General features: G+C 65.4%; 21 protein-coding genes and 1 pseudogene. 13 read left to right on the top strand and 9 right to left on the bottom strand.

Annotated features, from left to right (window positions below; all coding sequences use genetic code 11):
• Nucleotides 1–53: 53 nt before the first annotated feature.
• Genes AC5Y42_RS16660 through AC5Y42_RS16670 form a run of 3 tightly spaced genes read left to right on the top strand, consistent with a single transcriptional unit; the run spans nt 54 to nt 2,730 of the window.
• On the top strand, nt 54–986 hold the full coding sequence (locus AC5Y42_RS16660; protein WP_499899781.1) for an anti-sigma factor RsbA family regulatory protein: 933 nt from the start codon (nt 54–56) through the stop codon (nt 984–986).
• Nucleotides 986–1,840 (top strand): MEDS domain-containing protein, encoded by an 855-nt coding sequence (locus tag AC5Y42_RS16665; protein WP_499899697.1) that lies wholly within the window; start codon nt 986–988, stop codon nt 1,838–1,840. Before AC5Y42_RS16660 ends, AC5Y42_RS16665 begins: the two co-directional genes overlap by 1 nt.
• Nucleotides 1,837–2,730: a class I SAM-dependent methyltransferase gene (locus AC5Y42_RS16670; RefSeq protein WP_499899698.1), complete on the top strand. Its 894-nt coding sequence runs from the start codon at nt 1,837–1,839 to the stop codon at nt 2,728–2,730. Before AC5Y42_RS16665 ends, AC5Y42_RS16670 begins: the two co-directional genes overlap by 4 nt.
• A 16-nt stretch (nt 2,731–2,746) precedes the next feature.
• Here AC5Y42_RS16670 and AC5Y42_RS16675 read toward each other — a convergent pair whose 3' ends face one another.
• Nucleotides 2,747–3,484, bottom strand: a complete 738-nt coding sequence (locus AC5Y42_RS16675) for a glucose 1-dehydrogenase (RefSeq protein ID WP_499883967.1) — start codon at nt 3,482–3,484, stop codon at nt 2,747–2,749.
• Between the two features lie 6 nt (nt 3,485–3,490).
• Nucleotides 3,491–4,573 carry an NAD(P)H-dependent amine dehydrogenase family protein gene (locus AC5Y42_RS16680; RefSeq protein WP_499899699.1) on the bottom strand — a complete coding sequence of 361 codons (1,083 nt, stop codon included), beginning with the start codon at nt 4,571–4,573 and terminating at the stop codon, nt 3,491–3,493.
• A gap of 120 nt (nt 4,574–4,693) precedes the next feature.
• Here AC5Y42_RS16680 and AC5Y42_RS16685 point away from each other — a divergent pair, with 120 nt between their 5' ends.
• Nucleotides 4,694–5,824: a nitronate monooxygenase gene (locus tag AC5Y42_RS16685; protein WP_499899700.1), complete on the top strand. Its 1,131-nt coding sequence runs from the start codon at nt 4,694–4,696 to the stop codon at nt 5,822–5,824.
• Nucleotides 5,825–5,839: 15 nt separating this feature from the next.
• Here the strand turns inward: AC5Y42_RS16685 and AC5Y42_RS16690 are convergent, their stop codons facing one another.
• Both AC5Y42_RS16690 and AC5Y42_RS16695 read right to left on the bottom strand, forming a co-directional pair.
• Nucleotides 5,840–6,058 carry an Rv1893 family protein gene (locus AC5Y42_RS16690; protein WP_499899701.1) on the bottom strand — a complete coding sequence of 73 codons (219 nt, stop codon included), beginning with the start codon at nt 6,056–6,058 and terminating at the stop codon, nt 5,840–5,842.
• A gap of 28 nt (nt 6,059–6,086) precedes the next feature.
• Nucleotides 6,087–6,536: a hypothetical protein gene (locus AC5Y42_RS16695; protein WP_499899702.1), complete on the bottom strand. Its 450-nt coding sequence runs from the start codon at nt 6,534–6,536 to the stop codon at nt 6,087–6,089.
• 206 nt (nt 6,537–6,742) lie between these two features.
• On the opposite strand from AC5Y42_RS16695, the gene AC5Y42_RS16700 reads away from it, so the two are divergent.
• From AC5Y42_RS16700 to AC5Y42_RS16715, 4 genes are read left to right on the top strand one after another with little or no spacing between them, the layout of a single operon-like run.
• Nucleotides 6,743–8,020, top strand: a complete 1,278-nt coding sequence (locus AC5Y42_RS16700) for a cytochrome P450 (protein ID WP_499899703.1) — start codon at nt 6,743–6,745, stop codon at nt 8,018–8,020.
• An 18-nt stretch (nt 8,021–8,038) separates the two neighbouring features.
• The gene (locus AC5Y42_RS16705) at nt 8,039–9,052 is read left to right on the top strand and encodes an alcohol dehydrogenase catalytic domain-containing protein (protein ID WP_499899704.1); all 1,014 of its coding nucleotides are present in this window, start codon (nt 8,039–8,041) and stop codon (nt 9,050–9,052) included.
• A 25-nt stretch (nt 9,053–9,077) separates the two neighbouring features.
• Nucleotides 9,078–9,638 (top strand): YceI family protein, encoded by a 561-nt coding sequence (locus AC5Y42_RS16710; RefSeq protein WP_499899705.1) that lies wholly within the window; start codon nt 9,078–9,080, stop codon nt 9,636–9,638.
• A gap of 8 nt (nt 9,639–9,646) precedes the next feature.
• A complete protein-coding gene (locus AC5Y42_RS16715; RefSeq protein WP_499899706.1) occupies nt 9,647–10,519 on the top strand; it encodes an LLM class F420-dependent oxidoreductase in 873 nt (290 codons plus the stop codon).
• A 4-nt stretch (nt 10,520–10,523) separates the two neighbouring features.
• On the opposite strand, the gene AC5Y42_RS16720 is transcribed toward AC5Y42_RS16715, so the two are convergent.
• Nucleotides 10,524–11,729: a DUF7159 family protein gene (locus AC5Y42_RS16720; protein ID WP_499899707.1), complete on the bottom strand. Its 1,206-nt coding sequence runs from the start codon at nt 11,727–11,729 to the stop codon at nt 10,524–10,526.
• Between the two features lie 376 nt (nt 11,730–12,105).
• On the opposite strand from AC5Y42_RS16720, the gene AC5Y42_RS16725 reads away from it, so the two are divergent.
• On the top strand, nt 12,106–13,092 hold the full coding sequence (locus tag AC5Y42_RS16725; protein WP_499899708.1) for an esterase family protein: 987 nt from the start codon (nt 12,106–12,108) through the stop codon (nt 13,090–13,092).
• A 24-nt stretch (nt 13,093–13,116) separates the two neighbouring features.
• Here AC5Y42_RS16725 and AC5Y42_RS16730 read toward each other — a convergent pair whose 3' ends face one another.
• Nucleotides 13,117–13,686, bottom strand: coding sequence for a lipoprotein LppJ family protein (locus AC5Y42_RS16730; RefSeq protein WP_499899709.1), 570 nt, complete (start codon nt 13,684–13,686; stop codon nt 13,117–13,119).
• A 15-nt stretch (nt 13,687–13,701) separates the two neighbouring features.
• Nucleotides 13,702–14,172, bottom strand: coding sequence for a hypothetical protein (locus AC5Y42_RS16735; RefSeq protein WP_499899710.1), 471 nt, complete (start codon nt 14,170–14,172; stop codon nt 13,702–13,704).
• A gap of 204 nt (nt 14,173–14,376) precedes the next feature.
• On the opposite strand from AC5Y42_RS16735, the gene AC5Y42_RS16740 reads away from it, so the two are divergent.
• From AC5Y42_RS16740 to AC5Y42_RS16755, 4 genes and pseudogenes are all read left to right on the top strand, one after another.
• Complete coding sequence (locus tag AC5Y42_RS16740) at nt 14,377–14,805, top strand: DUF6188 family protein (protein ID WP_499899711.1); 429 nt, start codon at nt 14,377–14,379, stop codon at nt 14,803–14,805.
• A 33-nt stretch (nt 14,806–14,838) separates the two neighbouring features.
• Nucleotides 14,839–15,349 (top strand): annotated as a pseudogene (locus AC5Y42_RS16745) (SRPBCC family protein).
• Nucleotides 15,346–16,179: an SDR family oxidoreductase gene (locus AC5Y42_RS16750; RefSeq protein WP_499899712.1), complete on the top strand. Its 834-nt coding sequence runs from the start codon at nt 15,346–15,348 to the stop codon at nt 16,177–16,179. Before AC5Y42_RS16745 ends, AC5Y42_RS16750 begins: the two are co-directional and overlap by 4 nt.
• The gene (locus tag AC5Y42_RS16755) at nt 16,176–17,492 is read left to right on the top strand and encodes a cytochrome P450 (protein WP_499899713.1); all 1,317 of its coding nucleotides are present in this window, start codon (nt 16,176–16,178) and stop codon (nt 17,490–17,492) included. Before AC5Y42_RS16750 ends, AC5Y42_RS16755 begins: the two co-directional genes overlap by 4 nt.
• 6 nt (nt 17,493–17,498) lie before the next feature.
• Here AC5Y42_RS16755 and AC5Y42_RS16760 read toward each other — a convergent pair whose 3' ends face one another.
• Both AC5Y42_RS16760 and AC5Y42_RS16765 read right to left on the bottom strand, forming a co-directional pair.
• Entirely contained in the window at nt 17,499–18,371 is an 873-nt protein-coding gene (locus AC5Y42_RS16760; RefSeq protein ID WP_499899714.1) for an acyl-CoA thioesterase, read from the bottom strand.
• Nucleotides 18,372–18,382: 11 nt separating this feature from the next.
• A complete protein-coding gene (locus AC5Y42_RS16765) occupies nt 18,383–20,146 on the bottom strand; it encodes a CocE/NonD family hydrolase (protein ID WP_499899782.1) in 1,764 nt (587 codons plus the stop codon).
• Between the last annotated feature and the right edge of the window lie 235 nt (nt 20,147–20,381).

The following is a 20,381-nucleotide window of genomic DNA, read 5'->3' on the forward strand; positions in this document are numbered from 1 at the left end:
GTTTTCCGCGGCGGCGGCGAAGCGTAGCGTGACTTGACGTAACCAACGCACCGATCGATCACCATGCCTTCGCGCACCCAGCGCTGTTTTATCGCACCGCCGGGGAGTACCGCGACTGCTTGCTGCCGTTCGTCTCGGATGGGCTCAACGCCGAACAACCCGTGTTGGCTGCGGTTCCCGAGCCCAATATGAAGCTGCTGCGGGATGGGTTGGGGCCAGCTGCTGCCCAGGTGACGATGGTCGACATGACCGAAGCGGGACGCAATCCCGGCCGGATCCTGGGCGAAGTATTGAGTGGCTTCCTGGAAAGGCATCCGGATCAGCCGGTTCGAATGATCGGTGAACCCGTCTGGCCCAGCCGATCTGAGCTGGAGTATCCGGCATGTGTACAACACGAGGCGTTGATCAACCACGCGTTCACCGGCCGTGATGTCACGTTGGTGTGTCCATACGACGTCGCGCGCCTGGAGCACCGCGTTGTGGCTGACGCCCGCGCCACCCACCCGGTGCTCTGGCAGGCCGGATCGCCCGCCGAAGCCAGCAGCACATTCGCGCCCGACGCGGCGTGGGCACATTACAACCAACCGCTGTCGAGCCATGACGCCGCGGTCAGATACACCGCCCGCCGGCTCGCTGACCTCAGCGGAGCGCGCGCTTTCGCAGCCAGCTACGGCCAGTGGTTCGGGCTATCTCCCGAGCGAATCGCAGACCTGCAATTGATCATCAATGAGTTGGCCACCTCGAGCCTGATGCAAGCCGGCGCTTGCCGGCTTGCCCTCTGGCAGAACGACGGTCATCTGGTCTGCGAAGCCCGCGACAGTACATATCTCGACGACCCGCTCGCCGGTCGCCGCCCGTATGACCGCGACACCAGCCGGGGACGCGGCCTCTATGTGGTCAACGCGGTCGCCGATCTCGTGCGCACCCACACCACCTCCGACGCGACCACGATCCAGGCCTACCTTCGCATGAAAGGGTCGGCGTAATGCGCGGGCATGCTGCGCTGCATTCCGCCGCTGGATTGACGCCGTTCGGACACTTGGCGTGGAGCTATACCGAACACACCGAATTTCTCCATCGCGCCGCCGAGTACATCGCCGACGGGCTGCGGCACAACCAATACATCGCCTACGCGGGTGAGGGAACGCGCGACGCGCTGCTGTCCGAGTTGGCCGCAATCCCGGGTATCGCCGAACATCTCGATTCCGGCCGCATCGAGGCGATTTCGGCGGACGACTACTACACCTTCTGCCCCGGCACCGACGTCATCGACGGCGATGCAGCAGTGGCTAAATATCTCAGCGCTGCCCGCCAGGCAATCGCCAACGGCTACAGCGGCTTCCGGGCGGTATCCGATGTCACGTCGGTTGCGCGCACGCATGCACAGCGCGACGGGCTGGCCCGTCTGGAGTACCTCGTCGACCAGCAGATGGCGGTGCTGCCGTTTTCGGCGATGTGCGCCTACAACGCCCGTGAACTGGGTTCAGCGGCAGACGAGTTGATGTGCCTGCACCCATTCGTCAACGCAGGGTCCGTGATGTTCCGGCTCTATGCCGACCCTGATACGGGCACGGACTTCACGCTGGCCGGCGAAATCGACGCCGAAACCAACGACCTGTTCGACACCACGCTGCACCGCGTCTGGCCACTGGTGCCCGGTCACACCATGCGCATCGGCGCCGATGAGTTGGAGTTCATCAGCCATCAGCAGTTGTGCCTGCTGGAAACGCGAGCCCAACAGCAGAACCGCAACGTGATCCTGTCGACGAACCAACCCACCGTCAGTCGGCTCGTCGATCTGCTCGACCTCACCCATGTGCAGGTGGCTGCCGCGCAATGACCCGCTCCGATGACGACGAGTGGGACATCGTCAGCAGTGTGGGCTACACCGCCCTGCTGGTGGCCGGGTGGCGCGCTGTGCACGCCGCGGGCCGGCAACCGTTGGTGCGCGACGACTACGCGAAGCATTTCATTACCGCGTCATGCGATCCCTATCTGACGGTATTGCTGGCCGACCCGGGAACCTCGGTGGGCGCGACGGCGTTTCCGCGACTGTACGGCGTACAGACCCGGTACTTCGACGAATTCTTCCTGAGCGCAACCGGTGACGGCATCCGACAAGCGGTGATCGTCGCGGCCGGTCTCGACTCCCGGGCTTATCGTCTCGAATGGCCCGACGGCACAACCGTGTTCGAGCTGGACCAGCGCAGAGTCCTCGAGTTCAAGGCCGGTGTGCTCGCCGAGCATGCGGCCGAACCCACCGCCCGCCGCACAGCGGTTGCGGCGGATCTGCGCGAAGACTGGTCGATACCGTTGCGTGAGGCCGGTTTCGATCCGCGACAACGCACGGCCTGGTCGGTCGAAGGAGTTCTGCCGTACCTGACCGGCCAGGCGCAAGACGCGCTGTTCACCCGTATCGATCGACTCTCGGCGTCGGGCAGCCGGATCGCGATCGGTGCGCTCGGGTCGCGTCTGGACCAAAGCCGGCTCGCTGACTTGGAAGCGAACTATCCCGGGCTCAACAGGTCGGGCGATGTGGACTTTTCAACCCTGACCTATGACGACGAGGACAAGACCGATCCGGCGCAGTGGCTCGCCGAGCACGGGTGGACGGTCGAAGCTGTTCGCACCAACCCGGAGTTACAAGCGGGCTACGGGCATACCCCGCCGCATGTCGACACCCAGATCGACAGCATCATGCGCTCCCGGTATATCGCCGCGACGCGCTGAACCTGATCGATTCCGGTCAGAGCTTGTGCGGAACGTCGAGGATCAGGCCACCGTCCATGACGTATTCGCTGCCGGTGGAGTACGACGACTCGTCGCTGGCCAGAAACAGCACAAACGTCGACACCTCACTCGACGCGGCGGGGCGGCCGAGCGGGATGGTGAGCATGTTGTCGGGAAAGTGCTTGGTCATCGGGGTGCGGATGAAGCCCGGATGAATCGAGTTGACCCGAATGTTGTGCGGCGCCAACTCCAATGCCGCGGATTTGGACAGGCCGCGCACCGCCCACTTGGAGGCGACATAGGGATGGACCATCTGGGCGCCGCGTAGCCCTTCGATCGACGAGACGTTGATGATCGAGCCGCCGCCCGCGGCGATCATCGGCTCGACAGCCACCCGCATGCCCAGAAACGTGCCGGTGAGGTTGACGTCGATGACCTTCTGCCACTTGGCCATGTCGAATTTGTGAATCTGGCCCAGCGCGACGATGCCGGCGTTGTTGACAAGGACGTTCAGCGTGCCGAAGTCCTGCACCGCGGTGGCAGCGGCGGCTTCCCATTGTTCGAGCTCGGTGACGTCGAGGTGCACGTAACGCGCAGCCTCGCCGATCTCATCGGCGAGCGCCTTGCCCTCGTCGTCGAGGATGTCGCCGATCACCACTTTGGCGCCCTCGTCGACGAGCATCCGGGCGTGGGCAGCGCCCATGCCGCGGGCGCCCCCGCTGATCAGTGCAACTTTTCCGTCTACGCGTCCCATGACGGCTCAGGCTACCTCAGCGGCATAGGCGCCTTTTCCGGTGATCAGCGGCAGGTCCAACGTGGTGCGGATGCCCGGATCGGCGGCCACTACCGCCGGGATGGCATTCACGATCCGGCCTGCGGCCGCGACAATCGCGGCGTGGTTGTGGTCGCCCCGGCGGCTGGACGGGCAGATGTCCACCGCATAGGACGGCTCGCCGGTGATCTCGACGCGATACGAACCGCCGGGCTGTGCCGGCCTCGGCCAGTCGGGGCGCAGGTCGTCGCGCAATCGGGTGACGTGCTCGATGACGATCGCGGGCCGGCCGTTGACCATCCCGCTGATCTCGAAGCGCATCGCCGCGACGCTGCCCTTGGGTACATGGCCGACCGCGATGTCGAAGGCCTCCGGCGCCGGCTCGCGCTCGTAGGTTTCGGTGATGTCGTCGACCTCGATGCCCAGCCCGGCCGCCAACTGCCGGATGGCCGTTCCCCAGGCGATGCTCAGCACGCCCGGTTGCAACAGGATCGGCAGTTCGTCGAACGGCTTGCCGAAACCCATCACGTCGAACATGACGATCGCGCCGTCGTAGGTGGCGTAGTCGGCGATTTCCATGCAGCGCACCTGCTCGATTTGCTGACAGGTGCCGGCGAACGCGAACGGGATCAGGTCGGTGGCGAAACCGGGGTCGACTCCGGTGATGAACAAGGTCGAATTAGCCTGTCGGGCAGTATCTTCCATTCGCGCAATGTATTTGTCGGGTATCAGCTGCCACGGGAACTGCAGTATCCCCGGCGCGGAGCCGACCACGTTGACGCCGGCCGCCAGGAGGCGCTGGCAATCTCCGATCGCCTCGGCGGGTCGGTCGTCGCCCATCGCGCAGTACACCGCGCACTGCGGCTCGGTGGCCAGCAACGCGTCCAGGTCGTTGATGGCGGTGATGCCGGTGGCGACGTCAAGCCCGGCCAACTCCCCGGCGTCCTTGCCGATCTTGGCATCCGACGAGACCCACACGGCGGTCAGCTCGAACCGCGGGTCGGTGACGAGCTGGCGCAGCGCGAGCCGGCCAACGTTTCCGGTGCCGATGTGAGCGACGCGGATTGCCATGTTGCCTCCCTAAACGATGGGGTCTCGCCGGGCGAAACCGTACCGCGTAGTGGCTGCCGGCGTAATCCGTACTAAACTAGAACACGTTCCAGTTCGCCTACCGTCCCCTGAGGAGCAGGCATGCACACCCCCATCTGCGACGAGCTCGGCATCGAGTTCCCGATCTTCGCCTTCACGCACTGCCGCGATGTCGTCGTCGCCGTGAGCAAAGCCGGCGGTTTCGGAGTGCTCGGCGCGGTCGGCTTCACTCCGGAGCAGCTCGAGATCGAACTCAAGTGGATCGACGAGAACATCGGCGACCACCCCTACGGGGTCGACATCGTGATCCCGAACAAGTACGAAGGCATGGATTCGCACCAGTCGGCGGAGGAGCTGGCCGATACCCTGCGCAAAATGGTGCCGCAGGAGCACCTTGACTTCGGAAAGAAGATCCTCGCCGATCACGGCGTGCCGGTCGAGGACAGTGACGGCGACAGCCTGCAGCTCCTCGGTTGGACCGAGGCAACTGCCACGCCCCAGGTCGAGGTGGCGCTCAAGCACCCGAAAGTGAAGATGATCGCCAACGCGCTCGGCACCCCGCCGGCCGACATGATCAAGCACATTCACGACGCCGGACTCAAGGTGGCCGCGCTGTGCGGCTCCCCCTCGCAGGCTCGCAAGCACGCCGACGCGGGCGTCGACATCATCATCGCCCAGGGCGGCGAGGCCGGCGGACACTGCGGCGAGGTGGGCTCGATCGTGCTGTGGCCCCAGGTCGTCAAGGAGGTCGCCCCGGTCCCGGTGCTGGCCGCGGGCGGCATCGGCAGCGGCGAGCAGATCGCGGCGGCACTGGCGCTCGGCGCGCAAGGCGCATGGACCGGATCGCAATGGCTGATGGTCGAGGAGTCCTCGAACACCCCGGTTCAGCAGGAGGCCTACGTCAAGGCCGGCAGTCGCGACACCGTCCGCAGTCGCTCGTTCACCGGCAAGCCGGCCCGCATGCTGCGCAACGACTGGACCGAGGCATGGGAGGCGCCGGACAACCCGAAGCCGCTCGGTATGCCGTTGCAGTACATGGTGTCCGGTATGGCTGTACGGGCCACGAACCGGTACCCCAACGAATCGGTCGACGTCGCGTTCAACCCCGTCGGTCAGGTGGTCGGACAGTTCACCAAGGTGGAGAAAACGGCGACGGTCATCGAGCGCTGGGTGCAGGAGTACCTGGAGTCGACGAACCGTCTCGACGAGCTCAACGCCGCAGCCGGCGCCTGATCGCCGGCGGGCGCGTTATTCGCCGTCAGCGGGCGGACCGGTGAAAACCTCTTTGGTCCGGCCGACGGCGTAAGTCGCGATGTCCAGCGAATTGTGGACGATGTCGCCGGTGCCGCCGGCGATGTCGCCGCGGAGGATGTCGCCGGCGTTGTCGACGATGTCGGAAGCCCGCTCGACGGCGTTGGTGGTGATGTCCCTTGCGGCGGTCAGCGCGTCTTTCGGGTTGAATGCCATCAGAACCTCCATGTGATCTGGATCGGCGTTATGGGTTCGGGTTATCGGTGGTGATACTTGTGTCTGAGGGGAATCCTCCGCTTTGAAGCGGGAAGCCGCCGTTGGTCAGCTGCCCGATCTGCCAGCCGTGCTCGGTGCACATCATTGGATACCCATCGGGCGACTGGGCCGCCGATCCGCGGGGATTAGCGCACGGTGCGCCGACCTCCTGAACTCCGTTCAATGGGTATGAAATCACCCAGTAGCCGGTCTGGGCGGTCGGGAACTGATGGGTGATGAAGTGGCATGCCTCGACCTGGCCGCCGGAAGTCCGGCCGAAGATGAAGCGCTCGTAGTTGTCGCACGGTGCGCCCATCGACGCGTCGTAGCTCATTCCCGGCACGTCACCGTCGTAGTGCGGCGGGTCGGCAGCGGCGGTCGGAGCCATGCTGATCGCGGTACCACTGATGACAGCAGCGAGGAACAGTTGACGATTCATGATCCACCTCGGGTCCCGGTTTGGTCCAAAGCATAACGACACAACGCCGGGTCACAAGCTCGATTCCCGCCGCCGATAGCGAGAACACGTTGCAATTCGGGACCCGCAATCCGGCGAGAAGACGTTCCATCTCCGCGGTTCCGATGCTTTACTGGGCCAGACGCGCTCGTATCAGGTCGTATCAGGTCGTATTCAAGGGGTGCATGGTGCCTTCTCTTCACACGCACGCTCCGAATCTGCCACCCGGGTTCGATTTCACCGATCCAGACATTTACGCCGAGCGGTTGCCGGTCGATGAGTTGGCCGAAATGCGCCGTGTCGCACCGATTTGGTGGAACGAGCAGCCGCTGGGCAAGGGCGGCTTCGACGACGGTGGCTTCTGGGTGGTCACCAAGCACAAGGATGTCAAAGAGATCTCGCTGCGCAGCGACGTCTTCTCCAGCCTGAAGAAGACCGCGTTGCCGCGGTATAAAGACGGCACGGTCGGTGAGCAGGTCGAACGTGGCAAGTTCGTCCTGCTCAACATGGACGCGCCCCAGCACACCCGGCTGCGAAAGATCATCTCGCGGGCCTTCACGCCCCGCGCCGTGGAACGCCTGCGCGACGACCTCAACGAGCGTGCCCAGCGCATCGTCGAGGCGGCGGCCGCACAGGGTTCCGGCGACTTCGTCGAACAGGTTTCCTGTGAGCTGCCACTGCAGGCCATCGCCGGGCTGATGGGCGTGCCGCAGGAAGACCGCAAAAAGCTGTTCCACTGGTCGAATCAGATGGTGGGCGACCAGGATCCGGAGTTCGCCTCCAACGATGCCATCACCGCGTCGGTGGAGCTGATCATGTACGGCATGCAGATGGCCGCCGAAAAGGCCAAGAACCCCGGGCAGGATCTCGTCACCACGCTGATCCAAGCCGATGTCGACGGCCACAAACTCTCCGAGGACGAGTTCGGGTTTTTCGTCATTCTGCTGGCGGTCGCCGGTAACGAGACCACCAGGAACTCCATCACCCAGGGCATGATGGCCTTTGCTGACCATCCGGATCAGTGGGACCTGTTCAAGCGTGAACGTCCGGCGTCCGCTGCCGACGAGATCGTCCGGTGGGCCACTCCCGTCACGTCGTTCCAGCGCACCGCGCTGGAGGACTACGAACTGTCCGGTGTGCAGATCAAGAAGGATCAGCGGGTGGTGATGTTCTATCGCTCCGCCAACTTCGACGAGGACGTGTTCGACGACCCATTCACCTTCAACATTTTGCGTAATCCCAACCCGCACGTCGGATTCGGTGGCACCGGCGCCCATTACTGCATCGGCGCTAATTTGGCCCGGATGACGATCGACCTGATGTTCAATGCCATCGCCGACCAAATGCCCGATCTGGAATCCGCGGGCATACCCGAGCGGCTGCGGTCGGGTTGGCTCAACGGCATCAAGCACTGGCAAGTCGACTATCACAGCGATGCTGCGGCCAAATGCCCTGTCGCGCATTGACTCTGATATAAACAACGCATGGCGACTCATCGCGCAGTCCATGTGAATACCGTCGGCGGCGCCCTGGAAGTAGTCGACGCCGAGACTATCCCGCCGGGCCGTGACGAGGTACGAATTGCGGTGTCCGCGTGTGGCGTATGCGGCACGGATCGTGCGTTCGTCAATGGCGGCTTTCCGGACATATCGTGGCCGCTGACGCCGGGCCATGAAATAGCCGGAACCATCAGCGAACTCGGTGAGGCAGTCACCGAGTTCGCCGTGGGTGATCGCGTCGCAGTCGGCTGGTTCGGCGGAAACTGCAACCACTGCATCCCATGCCGGCAAGGCATCTTCATCCATTGCGAGAACATCAAAGTGCCCAGCTGGCAGTACCCCGGTGGCTATGCGGAGATGGTGACGGTACCCGCCAACGCGCTGGCCCGAATACCGGCCGAGCTTTCCTTCGCCGAAGCCGCCCCGATGGGATGTGCCGGCGTCACCACCTACAACGCGCTTCGGCACACAAAAGCACGTCCCGGCGACCGGGTCGCCGTTCTCGGTGTCGGCGGCCTCGGACATCTGGGAGTTCAGTTCTGTCAAGCGATGGGCTTCGAGACCATCGCGATCGCCCGTGGCACCGACAAGGCAGAAGATGCTCGCCAACTGGGTGCCCACCACTACATCGATTCCACCAGTAACGACGTCAGCGATGCGCTGCAGGAGCTGGGCGGGGTATCGGTAGTCCTTGCCACAGCAGGGAACTCAAAGGCCATGGCCGACACAGTGGGCGGGCTGCTCCCCCGCGGCGAGCTGATCACCATCGGCGTCACCGCCGATCCATTGCCGATCAGTCCGGCCCAGCTGATCCTCCCGGGCGTCAGCATCACCGGGCACCCCTCCGGCACCGCGCGTGACGTGGAGGAAACCATGGCTTTTGCGGTGCTGTCCGGCGTGCGGGCATGGATCGAGGAACGCCCCCTTGCCGAGGCCGCTGACGCTTACGCCGCCATGGAGCAGGGCCGGCCGCGTTACCGCATGGTGCTCACCACCTGAGCGCACCCGGCCGATACGGTGAGGTGTGACCGCCGAAACCTGGACCCTGACCGCCGCCGACGGCGAACTGCTGGTCCACACCGGGGTCACCGGCCGGGCTGCGAAAATGGGTCACCGTCTCACCATCGCGATGCGGCACTGGCAGGCCGCCGTGAGGTGGACCGACGGCGAACCCACGGCGGCGGAAATCGTGGTCGACGTGCAGTCACTCGAGGTGTTGCGAGGCGAAGGAGGCGTCACACCGCTGTCCGCGCCGGAGAAGACGCTGGTGCGGTCGAATGCCTTGAAGTCATTGCACGCCCAGCGATTTGCCGACATCGGCTTCACCGCCGACGCAATCGAGAAGAGCGACGCCGGCTACCGATTGCGCGGAAGGCTGCAAATCCACGGAAAGACGCGCGAGCAGGTAATCGACCTTTGCACAGCGGATCTCGGCGAGTCATGGCGAATGTCGAGTGATACCACGGTTCGACAATCCGAATTCGGCGTCAAGCCGTACTCACTGCTGCTGGGTTCGATGAAAGTCGCCGACGAGGTGACCGTGTCGTTTACCGCGCAGCGCGCCAAGAAAAAGCTCGAGGAATAGGAGCCGCCATGCGGATTGGAGTGGTATTCCCCCAGACCGAGATCGGTGCCGACGCCGGTGCGGTGCGGGCCTACGCCGAGCATGTCGAAGGGCTCGGATTTGCCCATCTGCTCGCCTACGACCACGTGGTGGGCGCCGACCCGCAGATCCATCAGGGTTGGAACGGGCCGTATGACCTCCACAGCACCTTCCACGAGCCGTTGGTGACCTTCGGCTACCTCGCGGCGGTCACCACCTCGCTCGAGCTGGTGACCGGCATCGTGATCTTGCCTCAGCGGCAGACCGTCCTGGTGGCCAAACAGGCCGCGGAGGTCGACCTACTCAGCGGTGGCCGGTTGCGGCTCGGCGTCGGCCTGGGTTGGAACGCAGTGGAATACGAGGCGCTCGGCCAAGACTTCTCCAACCGCGGCAAGCGGTCCGAGGAGCAAGTGCAGTTGATGCGCAGACTTTGGACCGAGGAGACCGTTACCTATCGCGGCACCTTTCACCGGGTCACCGGAGCCGGGTTGGCCCCGCTGCCGATACAACGGCCGATCCCCGTGTGGTTCGGCGCATCCTCGCAGCGCGCCTGCCGGCGTGCCGGACGCATCGCCGACGGTTGGTTTCCGATGGTCGGGCCCGGACCGAAACTTGACCGGGCTTTGCAGGCGGTACAAGAAGCGGCGGTCGGGGCCGGCCGCGATCCCGCCCAGATCGCTATGGAGGGCCGGGTCTCCTGGCAGGGCAACCCCGACGAGTTCGTTGCCGCACTGCGCAGTTGGGTCGAGGCCGGCGCCTCACATGTGTCCATCAATACGATGGGCGCCGGGTTGGCATCGGTCGACGACCACCTGACCGCGTTGACCGCTGCCGCTCAAGCCGCCAAAGCAGTCGCCCCCTAGACCCTTACGGAGACGGGATCGGTGCCGGTGCAGGCTCTTCCGGCGGAGCGTCGTCCTGGTGGCCGTGTAGGCGCTCGAGCACCCTGGTCAGAAGCGGATGCGGATTCGGTTCCGGAGGCGGCGGAGGCGGCAGCGGTTCCGGTGGCGGCGCCGGAGCTGGAGCAGCGACGGGCACGTCGTTTGACGGCTCTGCGGTGAATGCGCTCTGCGGCTCGACGGGCGCCGCGATGACGGCCGGTTCTTCTGGCGGCGCCGGCTCGGGTACTGCCTGCGGCGGCGGCGCCTCGACCCTGGCCGGCGGTGAAGCCGGTGCTTGTGCGACAGGCGCCGGCGCCGACTTGTGCACTACTTGCCGGACCGGTTCGGTTGGCCTGTCCGGAAGCAGGCGCGGGCCCACCGCCAGCGACACCGACGCCACGAACGTCGCCGCGCCGGCGACCAGCATCGTCAACGCCCCGGCGTAGGCCGGCGGCCGTGACCGCACCGGCCGCCGGGTGGGCGTGCCGATCGGCTCCAGATTCGAAGAGTCGGCGAATTTCGTGCTGTCAGCTGCTGCCAGCGCGGCACCCCGGGCCAGGGCCGGCGCCACTCCGCTTTGGGTGAACACCGGCACCGGCAGCGCCTTCTCGAGCTGCCAGGACAGTGCATCGACGACGTGATCGGCGCCGACGACGATCACGCCGTCCGGCTGCCAGGTGCTCCGCTCGAACATCGTGGCCAGCCACCGGGCCAGCCGGTCCGCACCGCCGTCGAGGTGTTTGACGGCGGTCTGTGCCCGGCCGTCGCCGGCATCGACCATCACCACGGTGGTCGACTCGCCTTCCACCATGCACACTGCGGCCTTTTGATAGCCGACGACGGGCGCGATGCCCTGCGCCAACGTCTCGGCAGCCTGCAGCGACCGGATCGGTACCACGTTGTCGAAACCGGCATCGGTCAGCGACTCCAGCAGCACAGCGGCCTCGGCGGACGCGTCGTCGCTCCATGTCACGCCGAGCACGTGCAGGCGGTGATCCCGTTGTGTTGCTGCCGACACGGCATCCAACACCGCGGCAGTCACTCGCTCGGAGATGTTGGCCGCCCGCGTCCCGCCGCCGGTATGCACCTCGAAATCGTCATGGTCCAGGATGGTGCCCTCAGCGTCCCGACCGTCGACAAGTACCCAGCCGACGGCGGTCGACGTCAGCGACAGCCCTAGTACCGTATCCAAAATTCGCACCTCAATCATGCCGCTCAGTCGTGGCCCCGACCTGCGATGACGCCGCCGCGCGCACCCAAAAGTCGCCATGCTGTGGTGCGGTGGTTCGCGGCGCCGAACGGACCCGGGGGCAGTGTCTCTTCGTCGGCGTACCCCGGCAGAGCCTACGCGGCCGACAGTCCGGCCGCCGGTCGGGTATCGACAGCCGTGTGTGGTTCGGGGCAGATTTGGGTAGCCACGGGTGTCGATACGGTCGCGATCACCGGCGCCGAGCAGGTGGTAGCGGCCGATATAAATGTGAGACACGTTTGCGCTCTCATCGACATATGGACTACCAGCAGGTAAGTTCTGCCACGAGCGCACGACGGCATACGACAAGGGGCCAGGTATGACAGACGTGAGCAAACGGATGCGCGGCTGGGTGCGGCGATTGACGGTCGCCGCCATTGGAGCCGCCGCACTGCCAGGGCTGGTCGGCCTTGCCGGTGGCGCCGCGACGGCGGGAGCGTTCTCCCGGCCCGGTCTGCCGGTCGAGTACCTGCAGGTGCCGTCCGCGGCGATGGGCCGGGACATCAAGGTCCAGTTCCAGAGCGGCGGAGCCAACTCCCCGGCGGTCTATTTGCTTGACGGCCTGCGTGCCCAAGACGATTTCAACGGCTGGGACATCAATACCCCCGCCTTTGAGTGGTACTACCAGTCCGGCCTGTCGATCGTGATGCCCGTCGGTGGGCAGTCCAGCTTCTACACCGATTGGTACAACCCGGCGTGCGGCAAGGCCGGCTGCCAGACCTACAAGTGGGAAACCTTCTTGACCAGCGAGCTGCCCGGCTACCTGGCCTCCAACCAGTCGGTCAAGTCGACCGGCAGCGCTGCGGTCGGGATCTCCATGGCGGGTGCATCGGCGATGAACCTGGCGATCTACCACCCTGGTCAGTTCATCTATGCCGGTTCACTGTCCGGCTACCTCAGCCCGTCCACCGGGCAAGGCGCGATAGGCCTGGCCATGGGTGATGCCGGTGGCTACAAAAAGGAAGACATGTGGGGGCCGGACAACGACCCGGCGTGGCAGCGCAATGACCCCACGGTCAATGTCGGCCAACTCGTCGCCAACAACACCCGGCTCTGGGTGTACTGCGGCAACGGGACGCCAAACGAACTGGGCGGTGCGAACTTGCCGGCCACGTTCCTCGAGAGCAATTTCATGATCGGCGGCAACAAGAAGTTCGAAGAGGCGTACAACGCCGCGGGCGGCCACAACGCCGTGTTCAACTTCCCGGCCTACGGCACTCACAGCTGGGAGTACTGGGGTGCTCAGCTGCAGGCCATGAAGCCCGATCTGCAGAGCAGCCTGGGCGCCGGCGGCGGGGGCGGCTAGAACCGCAGCAACCGGCAGCCGGCCTTACTGGATCTGGTCGGTGACGTCGACCCACGCCGTCGTGTCGGTGCGGTGGTCGGTCATGTTCCGGCATTGACCATAGAGCCGCGCGATTCCGAGGTTCGGGTCGTCGTCGTCTCGATACAGGATCGCGGTGACGCCGTCTTGGTGCAGCGTCTTGCCGAACAGGTAGCGGTTCGACGCCAGACCTTCCTGCCAACCGCGAGCCACCATCGCCGCCACGATCGTGTCGAAGTAGGTGTCGGGTCGAGCATCGCCGGGCACAGTGAAGTTCAGGTAGACCGCGCCTTGATACGGCGGGCTTTCGCGGTCCTTGCAGGACATCAAAAGGTAGCCCGCCGTCGCCTGCTGTAGCCGGGCAATCGCGACGAGATGTTTTGCCTGCTGCACAACTTCGGCTTTGGATTGATCGTCGGTGCTGGGATGAGCGGGATGGTCAAGGATGTCGGCTGTGGACGAATGCAGTGTGTCGATCGCCAGAAAAGAGCCGCCCAGCACCAGCGAGATTGACAAAGTGGCCCCAAGCAGCACCCGAACAGCCGGCGAGCGAAGCCCGTTGCCGCCACCGGACACGTCGATGCCCCCTCGTTAACCGCCGAGTGCGGCGATGAGCTCCTTGATCCGGGCGGCCTCGTCGTCGGTCGGGGTCTCGTCGGCCTCGATGGCGTCGAGAAGGTCTGCCCGCAGGCCCGCGCCATTGGCGGTTTCCTGCGCGGAGAGTTTGGCACGTCGCCGCGTGACGTACAGCTGCTGGCCCAATGTCGCGCCGGGCGATTCGGCGGTCATTTCCATCAGGTCGTCGTATTGGGTCCGCACCCCACTGAGCGCCACGATGACCGACGGTGTCGCTCGGCCACGCGATGCCGCTTCGGTCAGCGCCGTTTGCAATTTGCGCAAGCCGGCGAGTATCACCGTGGCGCGTCCGGAGAACTCCGGATCGCTGGAATCCGGCAGGGCGTCAATCGATGCGGTGAACATCTGCATTGCCGCTTCGACCAGGCTGACAATGACAGGTGCCTCACCATCATCCGGCGCGGCGTCAGACTTAAACCGATTCATGTTGTGCGGGGCCTCACTGATCTCGTGGCGGAGGACGTCGAAACGCTAGCGCGTCTGCTGCGGCGATACAAGGGTCGCGGCGCAGGTGCTGCTGTCGTCGGATAGCCAACGGCGGCACAACAATCCATTTCGCGCGATTCCTTCATCGCCGTTTCCCGATTTTCGGCTCTTGTGCACATGACTTATAGCGGCCACAGTAAATACATGACCGAACAGAAATTGATCGAGCACTGGATCCAGGGCTGTGCGGTACAGCGAATCACGTTCCGTGACGGCCTCGTGTTGAACTTCGACGACGACAACGAACTCGTCATCTCGGCACCGATCCGCCTGACCCTGCCGGCCACGGCCAGCGCACCCGCCGAGGTGGTTTCCATCGATCCGAACGATCCGGCGGTGCAGGAGCGACCGTTGTTTGATTTCTCCGGGGCGACGTGCACCGAGGTGGCTTGGGACGACAGCGGAGATTTGCACCTGGAGTTTTCCGACGGGCATCAGATTGACGTATCGCCCGACGAGAAAGCAACGGCATGGGAGTTGTACGGCAAATACCACGGATATGCCGCATGCCTGGCACACGGCAAAGTACGAGTGGTACGCCACGACATGCCGGAAAGCGGCGACGAAACCTAGGGTCGCCCAATAGCACTGTGGCCTGCCCCGCCGATGAATGTCCCTCTTCCGCTCACCGGCCACGCGCGGACATGCTTGGATCAGCGACATGCAAGGGTCGGCAACAGTACATATGGCAGCACCCGCGGAGAAGATCTGGGATCTGATCGCGGATATCTGCAATACCGGGAGGTTCTCCCCGGAGACATTTGAAGCGGAGTGGCTTGACGGTGCCACCGGGCCCGCGCTGGGCGCGCGGTTCCGCGGTCACGTCAAGCGAAACGAAATCGGCCCGGTTTACTGGACCACGTGTCAGGTCACCGCTTGTGAGCCCGGCCGGGAATTCGGCTTCGACGTGCTCATCGGGGATAGAGCGGTGAACAATTGGCACTATCGGTTGGCCCCCGCCGCCGACGGCACCGACGTGACGGAGTCGTTTCGGCTCGCCTCGTCGCCGCTGACCAGCGTGTACTACTGGGTGTTCGGCGGATTCCTGCGGCAACGCCGCAACATTCGCGATATGACGAAGACGCTGCACCGCATCAAAGAGGTAGCCGAGGCATGAAATCGATCTTCATCACCGGGGCCGGTAGCGGAATGGGCCGCGAGGGCGCAAAGCTTTTCCACGCCAACGGCTGGCGGGTCGCCGCGGTCGACCGCGACGGCGACGGCCTTTCCGCACTGGCCGAAGAACTCGCCAGCCAGCGGTTGTGGACACGGACGGTCGACGTGACCGACAAGCCTGCTCTGGACGCCGCCCTCGCCGACTTCTGCGGGGACCGCGACGGGCTGGACATGATGTGGAACAACGCCGGGATCGGCGAGTCGGGCTGGTTCGAGGACGTCCCCTACGAGGCCGCGATGCGCGTGGTGGATGTCAACTTCAAGGCGGTGCTCACCGGCGCATACGGCGCACTGCCCTACCTCAAGAAGGCATCGGGCAGCCTGATGTTCTCCACATCGTCATCGGCGGGCACCTATGGAATGCCCCGCCTGGCGGTTTATTCGGCCACCAAGCACGCCATCAAAGGGCTGACGGAAGCGTTGAGTGTGGAATGGCGGCGCCATGGCGTGCGGGTTGCCGACGTGCTGCCGGGTATGATCGACACCGCAATCCTCACCAACACACCCGAGCACTCGGAGAGCGGCATTTCGACCCGCACGGCCGAAGAGATCAGGGCGGCTGCGCCGAAGCGGGGCATGATGCGGTTGATGCCGGCCAGCAGCGTGGCCGAGGCGGCCTGGCAGGCGTATCATCACCCGTCCCGAATGCACTGGTATGTGCCCAAGGGCATTCGGATGATCGACCGGCTCAAAGGGATCAGTCCAGAGTGGGTGCGCGACCGCCTCGTCAAGTCGCTGCCGCGGCTGCTGCCCGACCAGGAACTCGGTTGAAGCAACGATTGCACTGGTTTGCGCTGCACGGGTATGTCCGTGGCATCGCATCACTCGGCGCTCGGCGCGGTGATCCGCAGGGCCGGTTGGTTGCCGATCCCGCCGTCAAGACCGACCCAGTGCCCTTCTACGACGAACTGCGGCCGCAGGGACCGCTGGTGCGCTGCCGCCTCGGTTATCTCGCCGTCGGCCATGCGGTTGCCCATGAGCTGCTGCGGTCGGACGACTTTCGCGTGGTTTCCCTCGGTGGGAACCTGCCGGCGCCGGTGCGGTGGCTGGAGAGTCGCGTCCGCGACGACCTCCTCCATCCGCTGCGACCGCCCTCGTTGCTGGCGGTCGAACCGCCGCAGCACACCCGCTACCGCAAGACGGTGTCATCGGTGTTCACGCCCAAAGCGGTAGCGGCGTTGCGGGACCGGGTCGAGCAGACGGCGACGACATTGTTGGACCGACTTGCCGACCAGCCGGGTGTCGTCGACATCGTCGACAAGTACTGCGCGCAGCTTCCAGTCGCCATCATCAGTGACATCCTGGGCGTACCTGACCGGGATCGCGGTCATGTCCTGGAGTTCGGCGAGCTGGCCGCACCCAGTTTGGACGTCGGGGTGTCGTGGCGGCAGTACCGGCGCGTGCAGCACGGGATCGCGGGATTCAACCTCTGGCTCGGTGAGCATCTGCGCCAGTTGCGACGCGCGCCCGGTGAGGACTTGCTCAGCCAGTTGATCGTGGCATCCGAAAACGGTTCGTCCGACGAGCGTTTGGATGAGACAGAGCTGCAAGCCCTTGCCGGGCTGGTGTTGGCGGCCGGCTTCGAAACCACAGTGAACCTGTTGGGCAACGGGATCCGCATGTTGCTGGACACACCCGAGCATCTGCACACGCTCCGCGCGCAACCGCAATTATGGCCCAACGCCGTCGAGGAGATCTTGCGGCTGGATTCGCCGGTTCAGCTCACCGTACGGGTAGCGCTGCACGACACCGAAGTAGCGGGCACGCCCGTCAAGCGCGACGACATGGTGGTGATTTATTTGGGCGCTGCCAACCGCGACCCCGAGGTGTTCGCCGACCCGAACCGCTTCGACATCCAACGCGGCAACGCCGGCCGGCATTTGGCGTTCTCCGGAGGCCGGCACTTTTGTCTGGGCGCGGCGTTGGCCCGTGCTGAAGGGGAGGTGGGGCTGCGGGCCTTCTTCGACCGCTTCCCCGAGGTGCGGTCGGCGGGTGCGGGCAGCCGCCGTGACACCCGGGTGCTGCGCGGATGGGCACAGCTGCCGGTGGCGCTGGGGCCGTCGCGGTCGATGGCCGCCCGCTGATCCCTGCTATCGTTCGGCGGCGCCGGGCGCCCGGCGGCCGAAGTACCCTTCCAGGGTCGTGGTGCAGACCAGGTGTCCGCCGCGGTTGAACATGGCCCCGCTGGCCAGCGCCCGGCCGCCGATACCGTTGGGTGATTGCTGGTCGTAAAGCAGCCAATCCGACAGGTCCGGGGGCTGGTGAAACCACACTGCGTGATCGATCAGCGCCGAGATTCCGGGTCCCAGCGGGGTTGTGCGCCGGGCGATCATTGCCGGTTCGAGTAGCGTCCGGCCTGAGACATAGACCACCAGGCAGGTTGCGAGCAGTGGATCTGTGGGCGGAATCCCGTTGGGACGCCACCAGATTCGCGTCCTCGTCGACGGCGTATCGGTGAGGTCGCGTGCGAGCCTGGCCGGGGCGTCCACGTAGCGCAGCTCGACCGGCTGCGGCCGGACCCACCAGCCGTCGAACTCGTCGGCGTAAGCGCTGAGCTGAACTTCCAGCGGCGCAAGTGATTCGGGGCCGGGAACATCCGGGTGCTGCTGTTGGTATACCTCGTTGTCGACGGGAACGCTGAACGACGCGGTGCCCTCCAGCAGTACTGCGCCGAATTGCCGCGCAGTGACCCGGCGGGCGGAGAACGTGCCGCCGTCGTGTAGTGCGGTCACCTCGAAATCCACCGGGTGCCTGGCGTCGCCGCGTCGCAGGAAATACACGTGCATGCTGTGCGGGGCGCGGCCGAAAACGGTTCGGCTTGCCGCCATCAACGCCTGCGCGGCAATGTGGCCGCCGACGATGTGATCGCCGATTTCTTCGAGCTGGGTGCCGACGAAGGAGCGGTCGCTGACCTGCTCGAGGTCGAGCGTGTCGAGCACCTGGGTCAGTGTCAGGGTCGACATCGGCGGCATGGTCACGTCAGCGTGTCTGGATCGGCCAGCGGGATCAGGATATGCGACGGGGTGGGGCCGCCCTGGTGCACCTGGTAGCTGCCGCCGGCCAACGCTTTTCGCGCCGGCTTGGTGGGCACCAGGTTCGGGAAGTCATAGGTGGTCAGGGTGAGACGCAATTGATGGTCCGGGGCGATCAGCGCGGCGGTGGGAAAGATCTCGATGTCATAGCGGGTCACTTCGCCCGGGACGACGGGCCGGCTGGCCGAGCGGGTGCTGAAGTGGTGGGGTCGCAGCACCGTGCCGTCGGGCAGATACCACGTGCGATCCGGATCGAGCGCGCGATGCGAGCCGAGCAACGCACCCTGCGAGAGTGGCCGGCTGGCGCCGTCAGGTGCGACGTCGTCGAGGTGGGCAACCCACACCGTCTCGGTGGTGCTGGCCGTCGCGTGCAGGGTAAGGGTGATCGGCCCGACGACCAGCGCGGCCGACGTGAACGGATCGGTGGTGTAGGTCAGTGCGCCGCGTTGTAGCCGCCGGTTATCCAGGTCGTAGCGGATCCGCGCGCCCCGCTGGGTGGCCATGAAGCTGTTCATGCCCAGGCTCCACTGCTCCATGCTCCGGCCGGCCATCGGCCCCCGTGGCTTGTACTTGAGGGTGACCGCGCATTCATCCTGGCCGGCGTCGTGGGTCAGGTGCCCCTCCGGCGACAGGTAGAAGAGGGTGGGTTCCGCCTCGGCAACGGGATAGTCGCGGGCGTGGAACCACTGCGAGCTTCCGACGGCCTGGAAGGTGAACGGCGATCCGGAAACCGCGGCGGTGTGGTCGTCTTTGAGCCAGTGGTCGAACCAGCGCAACTGCAGGGCACCCAGATGCAGTCCGCCGAAGTTCGACACGTGATACCAGGGACCCATCATCAGTTGGAACCGGTCCGACACCGGTTGGTCCGGTTCCATCGGCGCGCCGTTGGGTCGCCCGGCGAAGGCGTTCTGCAGCCCGGCGTAGTTGAGCGGCTCCCCCCGCTGGAACGCATCGTGCCAACCGCCCACCAGGAAGACCGCCACACCGTTGGCGGCGATGTCCGCAAGGACATCGGCCGGGCGCAGCGTGTCCCAGAATGGTTCGTCGTAGGCCACGTCACCGCCGCTCATCGCATCGGCGACGAGCGGCCCGAAATAGCGTCGCTGGTCACGCCCACGCTGTCGTACGGTGGTCAGCCCTCCCGCGCGCGGCCGCGGATGCCCGCCGCGAGCGAGCAGCTCCAGCGTCGGATTGACGACGTTGAGCAGCGAGTAGATCGCCCCGTACGCCCGGATGGTCCGCAGGTGCGGCACCCCGCCCATCGCCGCTGCGTCGCGATAGAAGTCGTGGGCCGCCATCACCGGAAAGATCGCCTTCAGCGGCGAATCCGGCCCGACGGCGGCGGCGGCGAAGAGCTGGTTGATCGCCAGGTAGGAGATACCGAACATCCCAACGCGGCCGTTCGCGTTCGGCAGCGTCGCCGCCCAGTTGACCAGATCCACCCCGTCCTGCGTCTGTTCGGCACCGAGCATCTCGAAGGAACCACCCGAAGCACCGGTTCCGCGAACATCGACCATCACCTCGATGTAGCCGCGCTTGATCAGGTAGGGCGTTGCGCCGCCGCCGATCTGGGCGGCCGGCGGCGGTGCCTTCTTGCCGTACGGCGTCACCGACACCAGCACGGGGAATGGCCCGGCCGCGGGTTGTCCGGTCTCCGGTTCGACGGGGTAATGAATGTCGGCGCGCAGCACGACGCCGTCGCTCATCGGAACCTCGACGTTGTGGCGCACCCCGACCTTGTAGACGGCGGGCCTCGGTTCCCAGGTCGAGTACGGCGACGGGCTGATGTCGCGGGCACGTGCCGCCACCGCCCGGCCCGCCGCCGCTGTCACCCCGACGGCCGCCAGCGCCAACCCGGCGCGGCGCGCCACCCGCAGTCCCGCCCTTCTGGCCATCACTTCCCTCCCGCATCGTCGACTGCTCAGACTCTAGGCAATGGGT

The sequence above is a fragment of the Mycobacterium sp. NGS48 genome (assembly GCF_059812585.1).

Excerpts from the sequence above, each read along its gene's own strand:
- AC5Y42_RS16665 (WP_499899697.1), top strand. The coding sequence starts at position 986 with ATGCGCGGGCATGCTGCGCTGCATTCCGCCGCTGGATTGACGCCGTTC.
- AC5Y42_RS16670 (WP_499899698.1), top strand. The coding sequence starts at position 1,837 with ATGACCCGCTCCGATGACGACGAGTGGGACATCGTCAGCAGTGTGGGC.
- AC5Y42_RS16675 (WP_499883967.1), bottom strand. The coding sequence starts at position 3,484 with ATGGGACGCGTAGACGGAAAAGTTGCACTGATCAGCGGGGGCGCCCGC.
- AC5Y42_RS16680 (WP_499899699.1), bottom strand. The coding sequence starts at position 4,573 with ATGGCAATCCGCGTCGCTCACATCGGCACCGGAAACGTTGGCCGGCTC.
- AC5Y42_RS16685 (WP_499899700.1), top strand. The coding sequence starts at position 4,694 with ATGCACACCCCCATCTGCGACGAGCTCGGCATCGAGTTCCCGATCTTC.
- AC5Y42_RS16690 (WP_499899701.1), bottom strand. The coding sequence starts at position 6,058 with ATGGCATTCAACCCGAAAGACGCGCTGACCGCCGCAAGGGACATCACC.
- AC5Y42_RS16695 (WP_499899702.1), bottom strand. The coding sequence starts at position 6,536 with ATGAATCGTCAACTGTTCCTCGCTGCTGTCATCAGTGGTACCGCGATC.
- AC5Y42_RS16705 (WP_499899704.1), top strand. The coding sequence starts at position 8,039 with ATGGCGACTCATCGCGCAGTCCATGTGAATACCGTCGGCGGCGCCCTG.
- AC5Y42_RS16715 (WP_499899706.1), top strand. The coding sequence starts at position 9,647 with ATGCGGATTGGAGTGGTATTCCCCCAGACCGAGATCGGTGCCGACGCC.
- AC5Y42_RS16725 (WP_499899708.1), top strand. The coding sequence starts at position 12,106 with ATGACAGACGTGAGCAAACGGATGCGCGGCTGGGTGCGGCGATTGACG.
- AC5Y42_RS16735 (WP_499899710.1), bottom strand. The coding sequence starts at position 14,172 with ATGAATCGGTTTAAGTCTGACGCCGCGCCGGATGATGGTGAGGCACCT.
- AC5Y42_RS16740 (WP_499899711.1), top strand. The coding sequence starts at position 14,377 with ATGACCGAACAGAAATTGATCGAGCACTGGATCCAGGGCTGTGCGGTA.
- AC5Y42_RS16750 (WP_499899712.1), top strand. The coding sequence starts at position 15,346 with ATGAAATCGATCTTCATCACCGGGGCCGGTAGCGGAATGGGCCGCGAG.
- AC5Y42_RS16760 (WP_499899714.1), bottom strand. The coding sequence starts at position 18,371 with ATGTCGACCCTGACACTGACCCAGGTGCTCGACACGCTCGACCTCGAG.
- AC5Y42_RS16765 (WP_499899782.1), bottom strand. The coding sequence starts at position 20,146 with ATGAGCGACGGCGTCGTGCTGCGCGCCGACATTCATTACCCCGTCGAA.